General features: G+C 66.0%; 12 protein-coding genes. 3 read left to right on the forward strand and 9 right to left on the reverse strand.

All coding sequences use genetic code 11. From position 1 onward, the window contains the following. Positions 1-69 precede the first annotated feature (69 nt). Genes puuE through ARC39_RS07185 form a run of 3 tightly spaced genes read left to right on the forward strand, consistent with a single transcriptional unit; the run spans position 70 to position 3446 of the window. Complete coding sequence (gene puuE / locus ARC39_RS07175; protein WP_068112237.1) at positions 70-1482, forward strand: allantoinase PuuE; 1413 nt, start codon at positions 70-72, stop codon at positions 1480-1482. Beyond that, positions 1479-1964 carry an ureidoglycolate lyase gene (locus tag ARC39_RS07180; RefSeq protein ID WP_068112240.1) on the forward strand — a complete coding sequence of 162 codons (486 nt, stop codon included), beginning with the start codon at positions 1479-1481 and terminating at the stop codon, positions 1962-1964. The genes puuE and ARC39_RS07180 overlap by 4 nt, the downstream gene beginning before the upstream one ends. A gap of 57 nt (positions 1965-2021) precedes the next feature. Further along, complete coding sequence (locus tag ARC39_RS07185; RefSeq protein WP_068112243.1) at positions 2022-3446, forward strand: uracil-xanthine permease family protein; 1425 nt, start codon at positions 2022-2024, stop codon at positions 3444-3446. A gap of 273 nt (positions 3447-3719) precedes the next feature. Here the strand turns inward: ARC39_RS07185 and ARC39_RS07190 are convergent, their stop codons facing one another. From ARC39_RS07190 to ARC39_RS07230, 9 genes are all read right to left on the reverse strand, one after another. Then, on the reverse strand, positions 3720-5123 hold the full coding sequence (locus tag ARC39_RS07190) for a hypothetical protein (RefSeq protein ID WP_068112244.1): 1404 nt from the start codon (positions 5121-5123) through the stop codon (positions 3720-3722). A 200-nt stretch (positions 5124-5323) separates the two neighbouring features. Continuing rightward, complete coding sequence (locus ARC39_RS07195; RefSeq protein ID WP_068112248.1) at positions 5324-6115, reverse strand: crotonase/enoyl-CoA hydratase family protein; 792 nt, start codon at positions 6113-6115, stop codon at positions 5324-5326. Next, positions 6112-6993 (reverse strand): hydroxymethylglutaryl-CoA lyase, encoded by an 882-nt coding sequence (locus ARC39_RS07200; protein ID WP_068112251.1) that lies wholly within the window; start codon positions 6991-6993, stop codon positions 6112-6114. The genes ARC39_RS07195 and ARC39_RS07200 overlap by 4 nt, the downstream gene beginning before the upstream one ends. Next, the gene (locus tag ARC39_RS07205) at positions 6990-8984 is read right to left on the reverse strand and encodes an acetyl/propionyl/methylcrotonyl-CoA carboxylase subunit alpha (protein WP_068112254.1); all 1995 of its coding nucleotides are present in this window, start codon (positions 8982-8984) and stop codon (positions 6990-6992) included. The genes ARC39_RS07200 and ARC39_RS07205 overlap by 4 nt, the downstream gene beginning before the upstream one ends. A 2-nt stretch (positions 8985-8986) precedes the next feature. After that, a complete protein-coding gene (locus tag ARC39_RS07210; RefSeq protein ID WP_068112255.1) occupies positions 8987-10594 on the reverse strand; it encodes a carboxyl transferase domain-containing protein in 1608 nt (535 codons plus the stop codon). Positions 10595-10689: 95 nt separating this feature from the next. Then, positions 10690-11979 carry a TRAP transporter large permease gene (locus ARC39_RS07215; RefSeq protein WP_068112258.1) on the reverse strand — a complete coding sequence of 430 codons (1290 nt, stop codon included), beginning with the start codon at positions 11977-11979 and terminating at the stop codon, positions 10690-10692. Between the two features lie 79 nt (positions 11980-12058). Further along, positions 12059-13060, reverse strand: coding sequence for a TRAP transporter substrate-binding protein (locus ARC39_RS07220; protein ID WP_068112261.1), 1002 nt, complete (start codon positions 13058-13060; stop codon positions 12059-12061). Between the two features lie 25 nt (positions 13061-13085). Further along, positions 13086-13577 (reverse strand): TRAP transporter small permease, encoded by a 492-nt coding sequence (locus ARC39_RS07225; RefSeq protein ID WP_068112264.1) that lies wholly within the window; start codon positions 13575-13577, stop codon positions 13086-13088. Positions 13578-13610: 33 nt separating this feature from the next. Beyond that, positions 13611-14750, reverse strand: a complete 1140-nt coding sequence (locus ARC39_RS07230; protein ID WP_068112267.1) for an FAS1-like dehydratase domain-containing protein — start codon at positions 14748-14750, stop codon at positions 13611-13613. Between the last annotated feature and the right edge of the window lie 4 nt (positions 14751-14754).

Raw genomic sequence — 14754 nt, forward strand, 5'->3', positions numbered from 1 at the left:
TTTCTGCATTTTTTGAAAAACGAACTCGATTTTCTGGTTTATCCAATGTGAAAACCAGAGGTACTGACGGTGACACGCTATTTTCGAGACATGACCGGCTATGGCGCGTCCATCCCGAAGGCCAATTGGCCCGGTGGCGCGAAGATCGCCGTACAGATCGTGCTGAACTACGAAGAGGGCGGTGAGAACAACGTTCTGCATGGGGATGCCGCGTCCGAGGCGTTCCTGTCGGAGATCACCGGTGCCCAGCCCTGGCCGGGGCAACGCCACTGGAACATGGAATCCATCTACGAATATGGCGCTCGGGCCGGATTCTGGCGGGTTCACCGGTTGCTCAAGGACATCCCCGTAACCGTCTACGGCGTCGCGACCGCGCTGGCCCGCGCGCCGGAGCAGGTTGCCGCGATGAAGGGCGCGGGCTGGGAGATCGCCAGCCACGGTTTGAAGTGGGTCGAGCACAAGGACATGGCGCCGGAGGAGGAGCGCGCGCAGATCCGCGAAGCGATCCGGTTGCATACCGACGTGGTCGGCGCTCCGCCGCGTGGTTGGTATACCGGGCGCTGCTCCATGAACACGATCGACCTGGCGGCCGAGGAGGGCGATTTCGCCTATATAGCGGACAGTTATGCAGACGACCTGCCATATTGGGTGAAGGCCGGAGGCAAGGACCAGCTGATCGTGCCCTACACGATGGATTGCAACGACATGCGTTTCGCGATTCAGGCCGGGTTCACCAATGGCGCGCAGTTCGAGAGCTATCTCAAGGACAGCTTCGACATGCTCTATGCCGAGGGTCAGGCAGGTGCGCCGAAGATGATGTCCATCGGCCTGCATTGCCGCTTGGTCGGGCGTCCGGGCCGGGCCGCGGCGCTGAAACGCGCGCTGGAGCATTTCATGAAACACGACGGTGTCTGGTTCGCGACGCGCGAACAGATCGCCGATCACTGGGCAAGGGAGCATCCGCCGATGACGCGCCTCCGACCGTCGGACATGGACAGGGATACATTCGTCGAGGCGTTCGGCGGGATATTCGAACACAGCCCCTGGATTGCCGAGGGCGCATTCGGGCTGGAGCTGGGGCCGACGCATGACACGGCGCAGGGCGTGCATAATGCGCTGGCGCGGGTATTCCGCGCGGCGTCGAGCGAGAAACGCCTTGGCGTGCTGACTGCCCACCCCGATCTGGCCGGGAAACTGGCGCAGGCACAGCGGCTGACGGCGGAGTCGACAGCGGAACAGGCCTCCGTCGGGCTGGATGCGCTGACGGATGAGGAACGGGACGCCTTCACGCGGCTGAACGCGGCCTACACCGAGAAATTCGGCTTCCCCTTCATCATTGCCGTCCGCGACAACACAAAGGCGTCGATCATGGAGGCGTTCCAGCGCCGGGTCGAACATGACCGTGAAACGGAGTTCTCGGAGGCCTGCCGGCAGGTTGAGCGGATCGCCGAACTGCGCCTTCAGGAGAAGCTTGGCGCATGACGGCCAGTATCCGGATTCAGCCGCTAACGGCAGAGGCCTTCGCCCCGTTCGGTGACGTGCTCGAAGCCGCAGGCGACCCGGACAAGCTCATCAACCAGGGGATGTGCGGGCGGTATCATGACCGCGCGGACCTCGACTTCTCCGATGGTCGGGCCGGTATCAGCCTGTTCGAGGCGCAGCCGCGTGCATTGCCGTTGAAACTGGAGATGGTGGAGCGCCACCCCGACGGCAGCCAGGCCTTTCTGCCGATGAGTCAGAACGGTTTTCTCGTCGTGGTCGCACCCGACGATGGCGGCAAGCCGGGTCAGCCGGTCGCTTTTCTGACGCGGCCCGGACAGGGCGTGAACTACCGCCGGGGCGTGTGGCATGGGGTGCTGACACCGCTGGGCGCGCCCGGGCTTTTCGCCGTGGTCGACCGGATTGGCGACGGAGCCAACCTGGAGGAGCACTGGTTCGACAGGGACATCGAGGTATCGGAATAACCCGGGCTGGCGAAGGCGCCGGCACGGGCAAAGGCATCAAAAGGGGAGGACACAACCATGGTTGATGCATCCATCGGGACACCGGAACAACTCCGGGACCCGAACTACACGCCGCCCATCGCGAAGGCGATCCCGCTTGGGATCCAGCACGTGCTGGCGATGTTCGTCTCAAACGTCACGCCGGCGATCATCGTATGCGGCGCGGCCGGGTTCGGTTTCGGCTCGGACAGCCCTGATTTCCCGCAGATGATCTACATGATCCAGATGTCGATGTTCTTCGCCGGCATCGCCACGTTGTTCCAGACCATCGGCGTCGGGCCGGTGGGCGCGCGCCTGCCGATCGTGCAGGGCACGAGCTTCGCCTTCATCCCGATCATGATTCCGCTGGTTGCGGGCAAGGGTGTTGACGCGATTGCCGTCCTCATGGGCGGGGTGCTCGTCGGGGGGCTGTTCCACGCCTTCCTGGCGCTCTTCATCGGCAAGATCCGCTTTGCCTTGCCCCCCCTTGTGACCGGCCTTGTCGTTACGATGATCGGGCTGGCCCTCGTCAAGGTCGGCATCCAGTATGCGGCCGGCGGGGTTCCGGCCATCGGGACCGAGGAATACGGTTCGGCCCTGAACTGGACCATGGCGGGCGTGGTGATCATCGTGACGCTGGTGCTCAAGTTCTTTGCCCGCGGCATGCTCTCCGTCTCCGCCGTGCTGATCGGCCTGCTCGCCGGTTACGTGGTCGCGTTCCTGTTCGGGCAGGTCAACCTTGGCAACGTGGGTCGCGCGGCAAGCTTTGCCCTGCCGAACCCGCTGCACTTCGGGCTGGAGTTCTCGGTCGCGGCCATTGTCGGCTTCTGCCTCATGGCGTTCGTTTCGGCGGTTGAAACCGTTGGCGACGTGTCGGGGATCACCAAGGGCGGCGCCGGGCGCGAGGCGACCGACAAGGAGATTCAGGGCGCGACTTTCGCCGATGGCTTCGGCACCGCGATCTCGGGCCTGTTCGGTGCGCTGCCAAACACCTCCTTCAGCCAGAACGTCGGCCTGATCGCAATGACCGGCGTGATGAGCCGCCATGTCGTGACCATTGGGGCGATCTTCCTGATCGTCTGCGGGCTGGTGCCCAAGATCGGCGCGATCATCTCCTCGATCCCCATCGAAGTGCTCGGCGGCGGCGTGATCGTGATGTTCGGCATGGTGGTCGCGGCCGGTATCTCGATGCTTTCGGACGTGAACTGGAACCGCCGCAACATGGTGATCTTCGCGATTGCGTTGTCGCTGGGGCTTGGCTTGCAACTGGAGCCGGGCGCGCTGCAATACCTGCCGGGCACGCTGAAGGTGCTGGCGACCTCTGGCATCCTGCCGGCCGCGCTGATTGCCATCGTTCTCAATCTCGTTCTGCCGGAAGAGCTTTCGAACGAAGCCACCGAGGAAGTTTCGGGCGGCATGGCGGGCCATAGCCTCGGCTCGTTGCCCACCGACGACCACGTCTGACTCTCGCGCCCGGCCGGGGTCCGGCCGGGCAAGGGGCGGGGGCATGTCGTGGCGCAGCCGCTGTGCGTTCTCCACTGCCTGAGCGATCCGATGCTGCGCATCGGATCGCTTCCGTTTGGAGTGCCGATGCCGCTGTTTCGCCACAGAGGTCACAGTTGCGCGTGACGGTCCTTTCCGTGGCGGCCTTGTCGAACCGGATCGCCATCGGCAACGCCGACATCCGGCGGGTGCCGGGTTGGCTTCGCGTTCGCGCCGCAAGCCTTGCAACGCCGATCAGAACCAGCGCAAGCCGAAGCCATAGATCAGAACCCACAGTGTGAGGAGCGTTCCGGCGGCAAGGACGAAGCCGCCGTTCCAGCGCATTCCCACGTGGAACGCGCTGACGTTACCGAGAGAACCGATCAGCAGTGTCGTCGCGGTATAGGGCGAACAGGCGCCGCTCAGCGCCCAGCCTGCCGCGATGGACATGACAATCGCGGAGGGTGCCATGCCCAGTTGCTCCGCGCCGGGGATCAGCGGTGCAATCAGCGTAACTGCCAGGATCGGGTTCATCCCGAATTGGCCGAGAAGGGGGATCAGCCAGACAAACGACGCCAGGATCAACCAAGCCGGCAGCGTGGCGGTGTCCAACCCCATCCGCGGCACCAGCGGAAGCAGCAGCGGTGCGCCCACCGTTCCGATGTATCCGGCCATCGTCAGCAAGGTGAGTTCGCCCCGGTAGGCCGGCAGATCGTGGCCGAAGAAGCCGCGCAGGCGGTCGCGGAAGGAAAACGTCACCGCTCCGCCGGAGTGCTGGTACAAAGCCCAGAGCAATGCGAGTATCGGCACGATCAACATGACGATACCGACGACTGCAACGCCGCTCAACTCGTGCAGAAGGGCCACCGTCAGCCCCATGCCGACGAGCAGGGCGACGAGCGGCGCCAGCACGTACCAGGAGCCGTCGACCGGGCCGCGCGGCGGCACGGGCGCCGACAGGCGCGGCTTGAACGCCGTGTCGAGCGCCCAGCCGGTTCCCGCGATGATCGCAGTGGAGACGAGCCCCGGCCCGACGACATCCGCCCATCTGGCACCGGGGACCAGCGCATTGGTGATCGCCATGGAGAAGGCGAGCGGCGACCAGGTGAGCGAGGAGACGAAGCCGCGCTGGATGGCGAGCAGCATGCGGCGCGTTCGGTGCCTGCGGATCTCGGGGTTTGGCTCTGCCCGCGCGCTCGCGGTGGCCAGCCCGCCCAGCAGGGATATGGCGCCGTAGTTGAGAAGAAGCGCGAAGAGATGCCCACCGAGCGTCAGCGCCGCATATCTCCGGCCAGGCGGCTGAGCGGCGAGGAATGTGCCGCCCTCGGCGATGGCCGGAGAGGTTTCCGAGACGTTTCGGAGCGTTGCCAACGCCATGAAGAACGCGGCGATGAACGAGGCCGTGCGCAACCCGTCCGCGACGACGTCCTGCCAGTCGGGGACGTAGGCCACCAGGAAGCCGGTCAGGGCGAGCGCTGCGAGCACGAAGACCTTGCGGGAGAACCGGACGCGCATTGCCAGCAGCAGGATCGCGGCCGCCGTGACCCAGAGCACCGGTCGCGGCATGTCCAGAATCGCCCATTGGTCCAGTGTCACGAAGACCGTGACGAGAACAAGCAAGGCAACGGCGGCGCGTTCGTTCCAGTGGCTTGGCGGCATGCTGGCTCTCCGGGTCATCGCACCAAAGCGGTCGTCCCGCCGTGCAGGAGCGACAGGAGGCGAAGGCCGCACCCGCGAACGTTCATCCGGGAGACGCGAAAGCGTGGCGACTCAAACGTCCGTGGAGGGCAACCGGAGAAACGAGTCCATCACTTGCGCGCGGGTTGCAAGATCCGATGTTGCCCGGCTACGGGCAGGCGCTATCCCGTTTGCCGCCAGCTCGGTGTTTCCCGTGCGAAGAATGCCGCGATACCTTCCTGCGTTTCGGGGGTCTCCCAGCAATCGGCGAGGGCATTGGCCGTCATCTCCGAGCGGCTTTCCATGTCCGCCCCGGCGAGCGCCCGGCAAAGCGCCTTCGCGGCGGTGACCGCCCCCGGAGCACAGTCCAGCACGTGGCCGATCTCCGCCTCGACCCGTGCGTCCATATCCGGCGCGGCGCAGGCATGCGCCACCAACCCGCAGCGCATCAGAAATGCGGCGTCGAAGGGCCTTGCATTGAAAAAGACCTGACGGGCAAAGGCTTCGCCCATTTTCCCGATGACGAATGGACCGATTGTTGCCGGGATCAGGCCAAGCCGGGTTTCGGTGAGGGCGAAGCGGCAGGTCGCTTCGGCCACGACGGTATCGCAAATGGCCACGAGCCCGAGCCCACCGCCGTAGGCCGCGCCATGCACCCGCCCGATCACTGGCTTGGAGAGCGCGTTCCAGAGCCCGAGCATGCCCGAGAGTGCCCGCGCCTCGGCCATCTTGCCGGCGCGGTCCTTGTCGGCCTGCGCCCGCATCCAGCCGAGATCGCCACCGGCGCAGAAGGTCGGCCCCTCGGCGGACAGGACGACCGCGCGAACCGCCTTGTCCTGCTCCAGCGTGCGGGCCGCGTCGGCCAGCTCGGCAATCATCGCGGCATTCATCGCATTGTGTTTTGCCGGCCGGTTGAGCGTGACCCGCGCCACGCCGCGGCTCTCAAGCTCGTATCGGATGGTCTCATAGCTCATGCCGTCACTCCCTCGGCTTGCGGGTGGCCGGAGGCGAGACCGGCAAGCAAGGTCTCCGCGGCGGCCAGCGCCGTGTGGTCGATTCCGGTGTGGAAACCCGAGTTTTCGAGCAACTCGACGAGCGCGGCGGTTGAGAGATTCCCCTTCGCGCCGGGGGCGTAGGGGCATCCGCCGAGGCCGCCAACCGCGCTGTCAAAGACGCGCAACCCCATATCGAGCGCCACCGCAACGTTTTCCAACGCCTGCCCGCCGGTGTCGTGGAAATGCCCGGCAAGCTTTTCAGCCGGGACGAACTCCAGGACGGTTTCGAGCATGTGCAGGGTCGCGTCGGGTGTGGCCCGCCCGATCGTGTCGCCAAGCGAGATCTCGTCGCAGCCCATCTCCAGCAGCCGATGCGCCACGTCGCGCACCGCTTCGGGGGCAATGGCGCCCTCATAGGGGCATTCGACCACGCAGGAGACATAGCCGCGCACCGGCAACCCGGCCTCCTGCGCGGCTTCGAGGACCGGAGCGAAGCGCCGCAGGCTCTCTTCGATGGAGCAGTTGATATTCTTCCGGCTGAAGCTCTCCGAGGCCGCTGCAAACACCGCGACCTCATCGGCGCCCGCGTCCAGTGCGGCCTCGAGCCCTTTTATATTCGGCGTCAGAACGCCGTATGTCGTCCCCTCCCGGCGGGTGATCCCGGCCATGACCTCGGCCGCATCGGCCAGTTGCGGCACCCAACGCGGCGAGACGAAGCTGGTGGCCTCGATCCGCTCGAACCCGGCATCGGACAGCCGGTCGATCAGGGCGATTTTCATGTCCGTCGCCACGAAGGATGTCTCGTTCTGCAACCCGTCGCGCGGGCCGACCTCGTAGATGCGGACATGTTCGCTCATGCCGCCGCCTCCTCTTCGAAAGTGACCAGAACCGCACCGCCTTCCACGGCGGCGCCGACCGCGCAGAGCACATCGGCGACGACTCCCGCGCGCGGTGCGATGAGCGCGGTCTCCATCTTCATTGCCTCCATGACACCCAGCCGCGTGCCAGCCTCGACCAGATCCCCCGTATTCACGTCCAGATGAACGATCGTGCCGGTCATCGGCGCGACGACGGCGTCGCCGTGATCGGCGGCGCGTGCGTTTCCGGAGCGGGGATCCGGGATGTCGAAGTCGCGCACCACATTCCCGGCCAGAATCGAGACAAGCCGGTTTGTCGGCATTGGGATGTCCCGCACCACACCGTCGACGCGGGCGCCGCTGCCGCCCAGCCGGGCGGAGATGTGTGGGCCGTCGAGCCGGATTTGCGACAGCGTCAGCCGGGTCTCGCCGCTGTCTTGCAACGCGACCGACCCGTCCGGCGCGAGCGACAGGCTGCGGGTGTTAACCTCGCCCGCATGGGCCAGGCGGATCTCATGCGCGGCCGCGCCCCAGAGCCGCCAGCCGGTACGCGGTGCGGCCGGGTCGATGCCAAGCGCCACGAGGGCGGCCAGTGCGATATGCAGCTCGCTGAGCACGGGCGCGGCGATCAGCGCGTCCAGATCGCGTTCGATCAGGCCGGTGTCGAAATCGCCGGCGACAAAGCCGTCATGCTGTGCGAGCGCCGAAAGGAATTCCGCATTGGTCGCGGTGCCGGCGACATGGGTTTCGTGCAGGGCCGCGACCAGCAGGGAGCGCGCGGCCTCCCGGTTTGGGCCATGGGTGATGACCTTGGCAATCATCGGGTCGTAGAAGGGGCTGATCTCGTCGCCGCTCCGCACGCCGGTGTCGTTGCGCGCGCCCTCGGAGAAGGATAGGTGCCCCAATTTGCCGGTCGCGGGCAGGAAGCCCTTGGCGGGGTCCTCCGCATAGAGCCGCGCCTCGAATGCGTGGCCGTCGATGCACAGATCCTCCTGCGCCAGCGGCAGCGCCTCGCCCGCCGCGACGCGCAATTGCCACTCGACCAGATCCACACCGGTGATCGCCTCGGTGACGGGATGTTCGACTTGAAGCCTTGTGTTCATCTCCATGAACCAGAACCCGTCCGGGCGGAGCGGGCCGGAGCCGTCGACGATGAACTCGATGGTGCCGGCGCCGCAATAGTCGATGGCGCGGGCGGCGCTGAGGGCGGCGTCGGTCATCGCCTGCCGCAGGTCGTCGGTCATGCCGGGCGCGGGGGCCTCCTCGATGACCTTCTGGTGGCGGCGTTGCAGCGAGCAATCCCGTTCGAAGAGATGGACGGCATTCCCGTGGCTGTCGCCGAAGACCTGCACCTCGATGTGGCGCGGCGAGGTGATAAACTTCTCGATGAGGACATGCGGGTCGCTAAAGGCCGCCTGGCCCTCGCGCTGCGCGGAGGCCAGCGCGGCGGGGAAGTCGGCGGACTCTTCGACCTTGCGCATGCCTTTGCCGCCGCCCCCGGCGCGCGCCTTGATCAGTACTGGATAGCCGATGCGCTCGGCCTCTTTCGCGAGAAAACCAGCCTCCTGCTCCTCGCCCTGATAGCCGGGCACGACGGGCACACCCGCGCTCGTCATCAGATCCTTGGCGGCGTCCTTGAGCCCCATGGCACGGATCGCGGCCGCCGAGGGGCCGACAAAGACCAGCCCCGCCGCCTCGACCGCCTCCACGAAATCGGGGTTTTCCGACAGGAATCCATAGCCCGGATGGATCGCCTCGGCGCCCGTTGCAAGCGCGGCCTCGATGATCTTCTGCCCGACGAGGTAGCTCTCGGCAGCGGGCGAGGGGCCGATATGCACCGCTTCATCCGCCGTCTCCACATGGAGCGCGCCCGCATCGGCATCGGAATAGACGGCCACGGTGCGGATGCCCATGCGGTCGGCGGTATGCATCACCCGGCAGGCGATCTCGCCGCGGTTGGCGATCAGAATCTTGGAGAAGGGCTTTTGCATCGTCACATCCTGAACAGGCCGAATTTCGTGTCTTCGACGGGCGCGTTGAGCGCCGCGCGCAGCGAGAGGGCGACCACGTCGCGGGTCTTGCGCGGGTCGATGATGCCGTCATCCCAGAGCCGGGCGGAGGCGTAGAGCGGCTGGGATTGCTCTTCGAACATGTCGAGCGTCGGCTGTTTGAAGGCGGCTTCCTCCTCGGCCGACCATTCCCCGCCTTTGGCTTCGATGGCCGCACGCCGGACATCGGCCAGCACGCCGGAGGCCTGCGCGCCGCCCATCACCGCGATCCGCGCATTTGGCCACATCCAGAGGAAGCGCGGCCCGAAGGCGCGCCCGCACATGCCGTAATTGCCCGCGCCATAGGAACCGCCGACAACCACCGTGACCTTTGGGACCGAGGCGGTCGAGACGGCGGTGACGAGCTTCGCACCGTCCTTGGCGATCCCGCCCGCCTCGTATTTCGAGCCGACCATGAAGCCGGTGATATTCTGCAGGAAGAGGAGCGGGATCTTGCGCTGGCAGCAGAGCTCGATGAAATGCGCGCCCTTGGTTGAGCTTTCGGAGAAAAGCACGCCGTTGTTGGCGATGATGCCGACCGGCACCCCGTCGATATGGGCAAAGCCCGTCACCAGCGTGGTGCCGTAGCGCGGCTTGAACTCGGCGAAATCGGAGCCGTCCACCAGCCGCGCGATCAGCTCGCGCGCGTCATAGGGCGTCTTGTCATTGGCGGGCACGACGCCCATCACATCCTCGACCGGGTAGCGCGGCGGCTGCGGCGCTTTGAAATCCACCGTCGGGCGCGGCGCAGGGCCAAGGTGGCTGACGATCTCGCGGGCGAGCGCGAGCGCGTGGCGGTCATCATCGGCGAGGTAATCGGCCACGCCCGAGAGGCGCGTATGCGTGTCGCCGCCGCCGAGTGTTTCGGCGTCGATCACCTCGCCGGTCGCGACCTTTACCAGCGGCGGGCCGGCGAGGAAGATCGTGCCTTGCTCGCGCACGATGATCGTCTGGTCGCTCATCGCCGGCACATAGGCGCCGCCCGCCGTGCAGGAGCCCATCACCACCGCGATCTGGGCGATGCCGGCGGCGCTCATCCGCGCCTGGTTGAAGAAGATGCGGCCGAAATGGTCCCGATCCGGGAAGACCTCGTCCTGATTGTTTAGGTTCGCCCCGCCGGAATCGACCAGATAGATGCAGGGCAGGTAGTTCTGCTCGGCGATCTCCTGCGCGCGCAGGTGCTTGCGCACCGTGAGCGGGAAATAGGTGCCACCTTTCACCGTCGCATCGTTGCACAGGATCATGCAGTCGCGCCCCTCGACGCGGCCGATGCCAGCGATGGCCCCCGCCGCCGGAACCTCGTCGCCATAGAGCCCGCTCGCCGCGAAGAGGCCGATTTCGAGGAAGGGCGAGCCGGGGTCGAGCAACCCGGCGATCCGGTCCCTCGGCAGGAGTTTTCCCCGCGCGACATGCCGCTGGCGCGAGGCCTCCGAGCCGCCCTGGAGGATGCGCGCCGCCGCGCTGGCGATCTTCCGGTATTGCGCCTCCATCGCCTCGGCATTGGCGGCGAAGTCTGGCGAGTTGGGCGAGATGCTGCTTTCCAGAATGGTCATGCGGCAGTTTTCCTTGGTGTTCGGGCAGGCGCGGGGAGGCCCTCGGCCTGAGGGCATGTCTCGGCGCGCATCGGAAATAGGGTGGGGTTGCGGGCCTAGCGGGTCATGAGATCCGGCAGGAACAGGGTGAATTGCGGGAAGGAGAGCAGGATCAGCAGAACCACGATCTCCATGGCGAGAAAGGGCAGGATGCCGCTGAAGATCGTCCGGAGCGGCACGCGGGTCTGGGCGGCGGCGACATAGACGTTGAGCCCCAGCGGCGGCGTCAGCAATCCGATCTCGACGGTCTTCGTGACCACGATGCCGAACCAGACCGGATCGTAATCCAGCGCCATCGCCATCGGGAAGGCGAGCGGCATGGCCAGCGACAGGATGGCGAGCTGGTCCATGAACATGCCCATCACCAGCAGGGCCAGGATGATGATGCCGAGGATGAGCGTGGGCGACATCTCGGTTGCGGCGACGAATTCCAGCAGGCTGTGGGTGATGCGGGTGAAGGCGAGATAGTTGGAGAAGATGGCGGAGCAGGCGACGATGGTGACGATCATCACCGTGGCGCGGATCGAGCTGCCGACGGAGCGATTGAACTGCTCGAATTTCAGCGTCCGCTGGGCAAGAACGATGATCAGCGAGCCCATCACCCCGAGGGCCGCGGCCTCCGAGGGCGAGGCGATACCGCCATAGATCGCGCCGATCACGGCGATCATCAGCAGCACCATCGGCACGACATGCCGGCTGTCCTTGACCGCTTTCTTCAGCACGAAGGGGTCGCCCTTGGGCGCCTGGTCGGTGGTATGGGCGACGATCTTGATGACCACGGCGAGGCCGGTCGCGGTGAGCAGGCCCGGCAGGATGCCGGCGATGAAGAGCTTGCCGATGGAGGTCTCGGTCAGCACGCCGTAGACAACCAGCACGATGGAGGGGGGGACCACGACGGCGAGCGTGCCGCCGACGCTAACGACGGCGGCGGCCAGCCGGTCGGAATATTTGTGGGCGCGCATCTCCGGGAAGGCAGAGGCCGCCATGGCGGCGGTCGAGGCGGTCGAGCTGCCGACCAGTGCCGCGAGGATGACCGAGGCCGCGACGGTGGCCATCGCCAACCCGCCCTTCACATGGCCGATCCAGCTTTGGCAGGCTACGATCGCCCGCTTCGTCACGCCGCCGACGGTCAGCAACTCGGCCATCAGGATGAAGAGCGGGATGGCGACGAGGATGAAGGAGGACGAGGAGTCGAAGAAGGTGCGTTCGAGCACGGCCAGCGCGGGGCGGGGGCCGAGCTGAACGGCGAGCCCGGCTGTCCCGGCGATCCCCATGGCGAAGGCGATGGGGATGCGGATGGCCATGAGCACGGCCAGCAGCGCGAGTATGACGAAGAAAGTCAGCATGTCGACGGGGCGTTCCTTGTGGGACGGGTGGCCGGCAATGCGGCCGCCCGTCCCGTTTCCGGCGTGAGTGGTGCTGGAATTACTTGCGCGTCAGGGCAGCGTAGCTGTCGAGCACGGCTTGCGCCTGATCGCCGCCGATGCGCTCGGCCCAGTCGGCACTGACCGCGCCCAGGGCATCCGTCAGGATCGCCAGTTCGTCGGCGTCGAACTCATAGGTGTCGATCCCCTGCGCCTTCCACTCCTCGATGAGCCCGGACACGGAAGCATCCTGTGCCTGCGCCACATGCATGGCGGTCTCGTCCCCGAGCCGCAGCATTTCCGCCTGGGCGTCTTCGGGCAGGCTGTCGAAGAGGTCGCTCTTGACCACCATGATGAAGCTGTAGCCGCCGAAGGAGCCGTTGGTGGAGATATGGCTGACCACCTCGTTCAGCTTGTAGCCGGGCACGGAGGCGAGCGGGAAGAGCACCGCGTCCAGCCGCCCGCGTTCCACGGCCGTGTAGACCTCGGGGCCGGGGATGGAGATGCCCACCGCACCGAGCGCGCGCGCCGTCATCGCCTGGGTGGAGCCGGAGGTGCGCACATCCAGCGCGTCCCAGTCGGCGGGTTTGCCGAGGCGGCCCTTGGCCAGCACCTGGTAGGGCGGCAGGACGAAGCCGAAGATCGGCGTGACACCGGTGGCCAGCACCTCCTCGCGCAGCGGACCGTCCTTCAGCATGGCCTGGAAGGCCTTGGTCCCTTCCTCGGCGGAGCCATAGAAGCCGGGCAGCCCGACCACGGAGTTCAGCGGCAGCGCGTCGGCGTGATAGGACGCGCCGAGCAGGGCGGCGTCGAGAATGCCGTTGTTCACCGCGTCGAGCTGGGCCTTGGACTTGGCGGCCTGCTGCGAGGGGAAATGTTCGAAAGTGATCGCGCCGCCGGTGGCCTCCTCCACGGCCGACATCCATTTCGACGTCCCCTCCACGGAAACGATGTGGCTCGTTGACTGGAAATCACCGAGGCGCAGCGTTTCAGCCTGAGCCGCGGCGGCACCAATGGCCAGTGTTCCGGCAAGTGCTGCAATCATGGTACGTGCAGTGTTCATTTGGTCGTCCTCCCAAAGATGTGTGTCAGGTTTGCTCCAGGGCGCCTTCGCGCAGCGCATCGTGAAGCAGCCGCAGGACCAACACGCCGCATCCCAGAGGGATCAGCGCGTAGGCCCACCCGAGCGGCCAGTCGATAACCCCGTATTCGATCTCTCCGTGAGCGATCGCCTTGAGGGCGAATTTCCCGGACATCCACGTGAGTGCCGCAAAGAAGGCGGCGGGCAAGAGCAGGCGGATCTTCGCGATGACGCGCCCCAGCCCGCCGGGCCAGCGGTCCGGCATGAAGTCCAGCGCCAGATGCCCGCCATCGCGAAACACACGGCTCAGCGACAGCGTCGCGACGGCCGGCATCAGGAACAGTTCCGTGAGTTCGAACTGGATCTGCACCGGCCGGTTGAAGAACAGCCGGAGCAGGATGTCGCCGTTGATCAGAACGGCGACGGCGATGAGGCCGAGGCACCCTCCGAGATGGAGGATGTCCTCGAGTTTCGTCAGGATCTTTTCAAAGACCTTCAACCTTGCCTCCCGTCTGGTTGACTGCGCGTTTCCTCAGCGCTTGGGCAGCTCGACGATTGCCGAGCCCATGGCCGACAACTCGCCGTCCTGCTGTTCGGCGCGCTGCTGGATCTCGACGAGGAAACGACCCTCCTCCTCGAATTTCCGGATCACGCTGCCGTGGATCAGGATGATGTCGCCCTCGGGATTGTGCCGCCGGACCTGGCATTTGGCCTGTCGCAGAAATCCGTCATCGCCCATCCAGTTGGTGATCTGGTGGGTGAGCCAGGAGGTCCGCTCGGGGCCGTAGTCATAAGCGCCCGGCGCGCCGACCTCCAGCGCGAACTCCTCTTCCCAATGCACCCGCTCGGGGCAGTCGGGAATGCCGTAGCGGTTCTTGGGCCCCGCACTCGGGTGTTTCTGCTGCAACTGCCAGGCGAGCTTGTTGGCGCGGATGTAGAGACCGCCCCAGCCCTGGGCATAGGCGATGAAGCCGGTGGCGGTCATCGGACCCTTGACCATGGTGGGCAGCTCCTCGCCCTCGGCCACGTCGTCCCAATAGAGGGTTTCGGCGCCGCGGATCGTTTCCTGCTCGTAATACTTGTAGAATTCGCTCAGCTCCTCGTCGGTCCAGACGCGGCGCCCCTTGGCCTTGGCCTCCGTGTACTTGGTGCCATTCTCGCGCGCCTGATCGCGGTCGGTGCGGAAGCACCAGCTATCGGCATCGGCCAGAAGCTCGCCAGATTGCGCGTCGTAGAAATCGACATGGTAGATCTGCTGCACGGCGCGACCGGCAAAGCGGGTGTCGTGCTCGATCAGGTCCTTCAGATGCGCGACAGTGCGGAACTCGGTGTTGCGCGCAATCGGCTTGTGCCAGTTCCAGTTGGCGCCCGACCACATGGCGTGCACGCCCGGCAGCCCGCCGACATAGCCGGAGATGATCCGGTTGGTGGCAAAAAGGAAGGAGGGCAGGGCGATCACGTCGCCGTACTTGGTCGTCTTGGCGTAGTCCGGGTCGCACCAGAGCGGGTTGTCGTCGCCGATGCCGTGGGCGTAGTGGCGGATGTTGTCGCGCGTGGCCTCGTAGCACCACGGCTCGACGGTATTCTCGACTTTCACGCCGATCCGCTGGCGCAGATCGTCGAGCCCCTCCTGCGTGATCTTGGGGAATTTCTTGTGCGTCATCTCGTTCATCTTT

This window comes from Tropicimonas marinistellae, assembly GCF_001509585.1.
Lineage (GTDB): Bacteria > Pseudomonadota > Alphaproteobacteria > Rhodobacterales > Rhodobacteraceae > Tropicimonas > Tropicimonas marinistellae.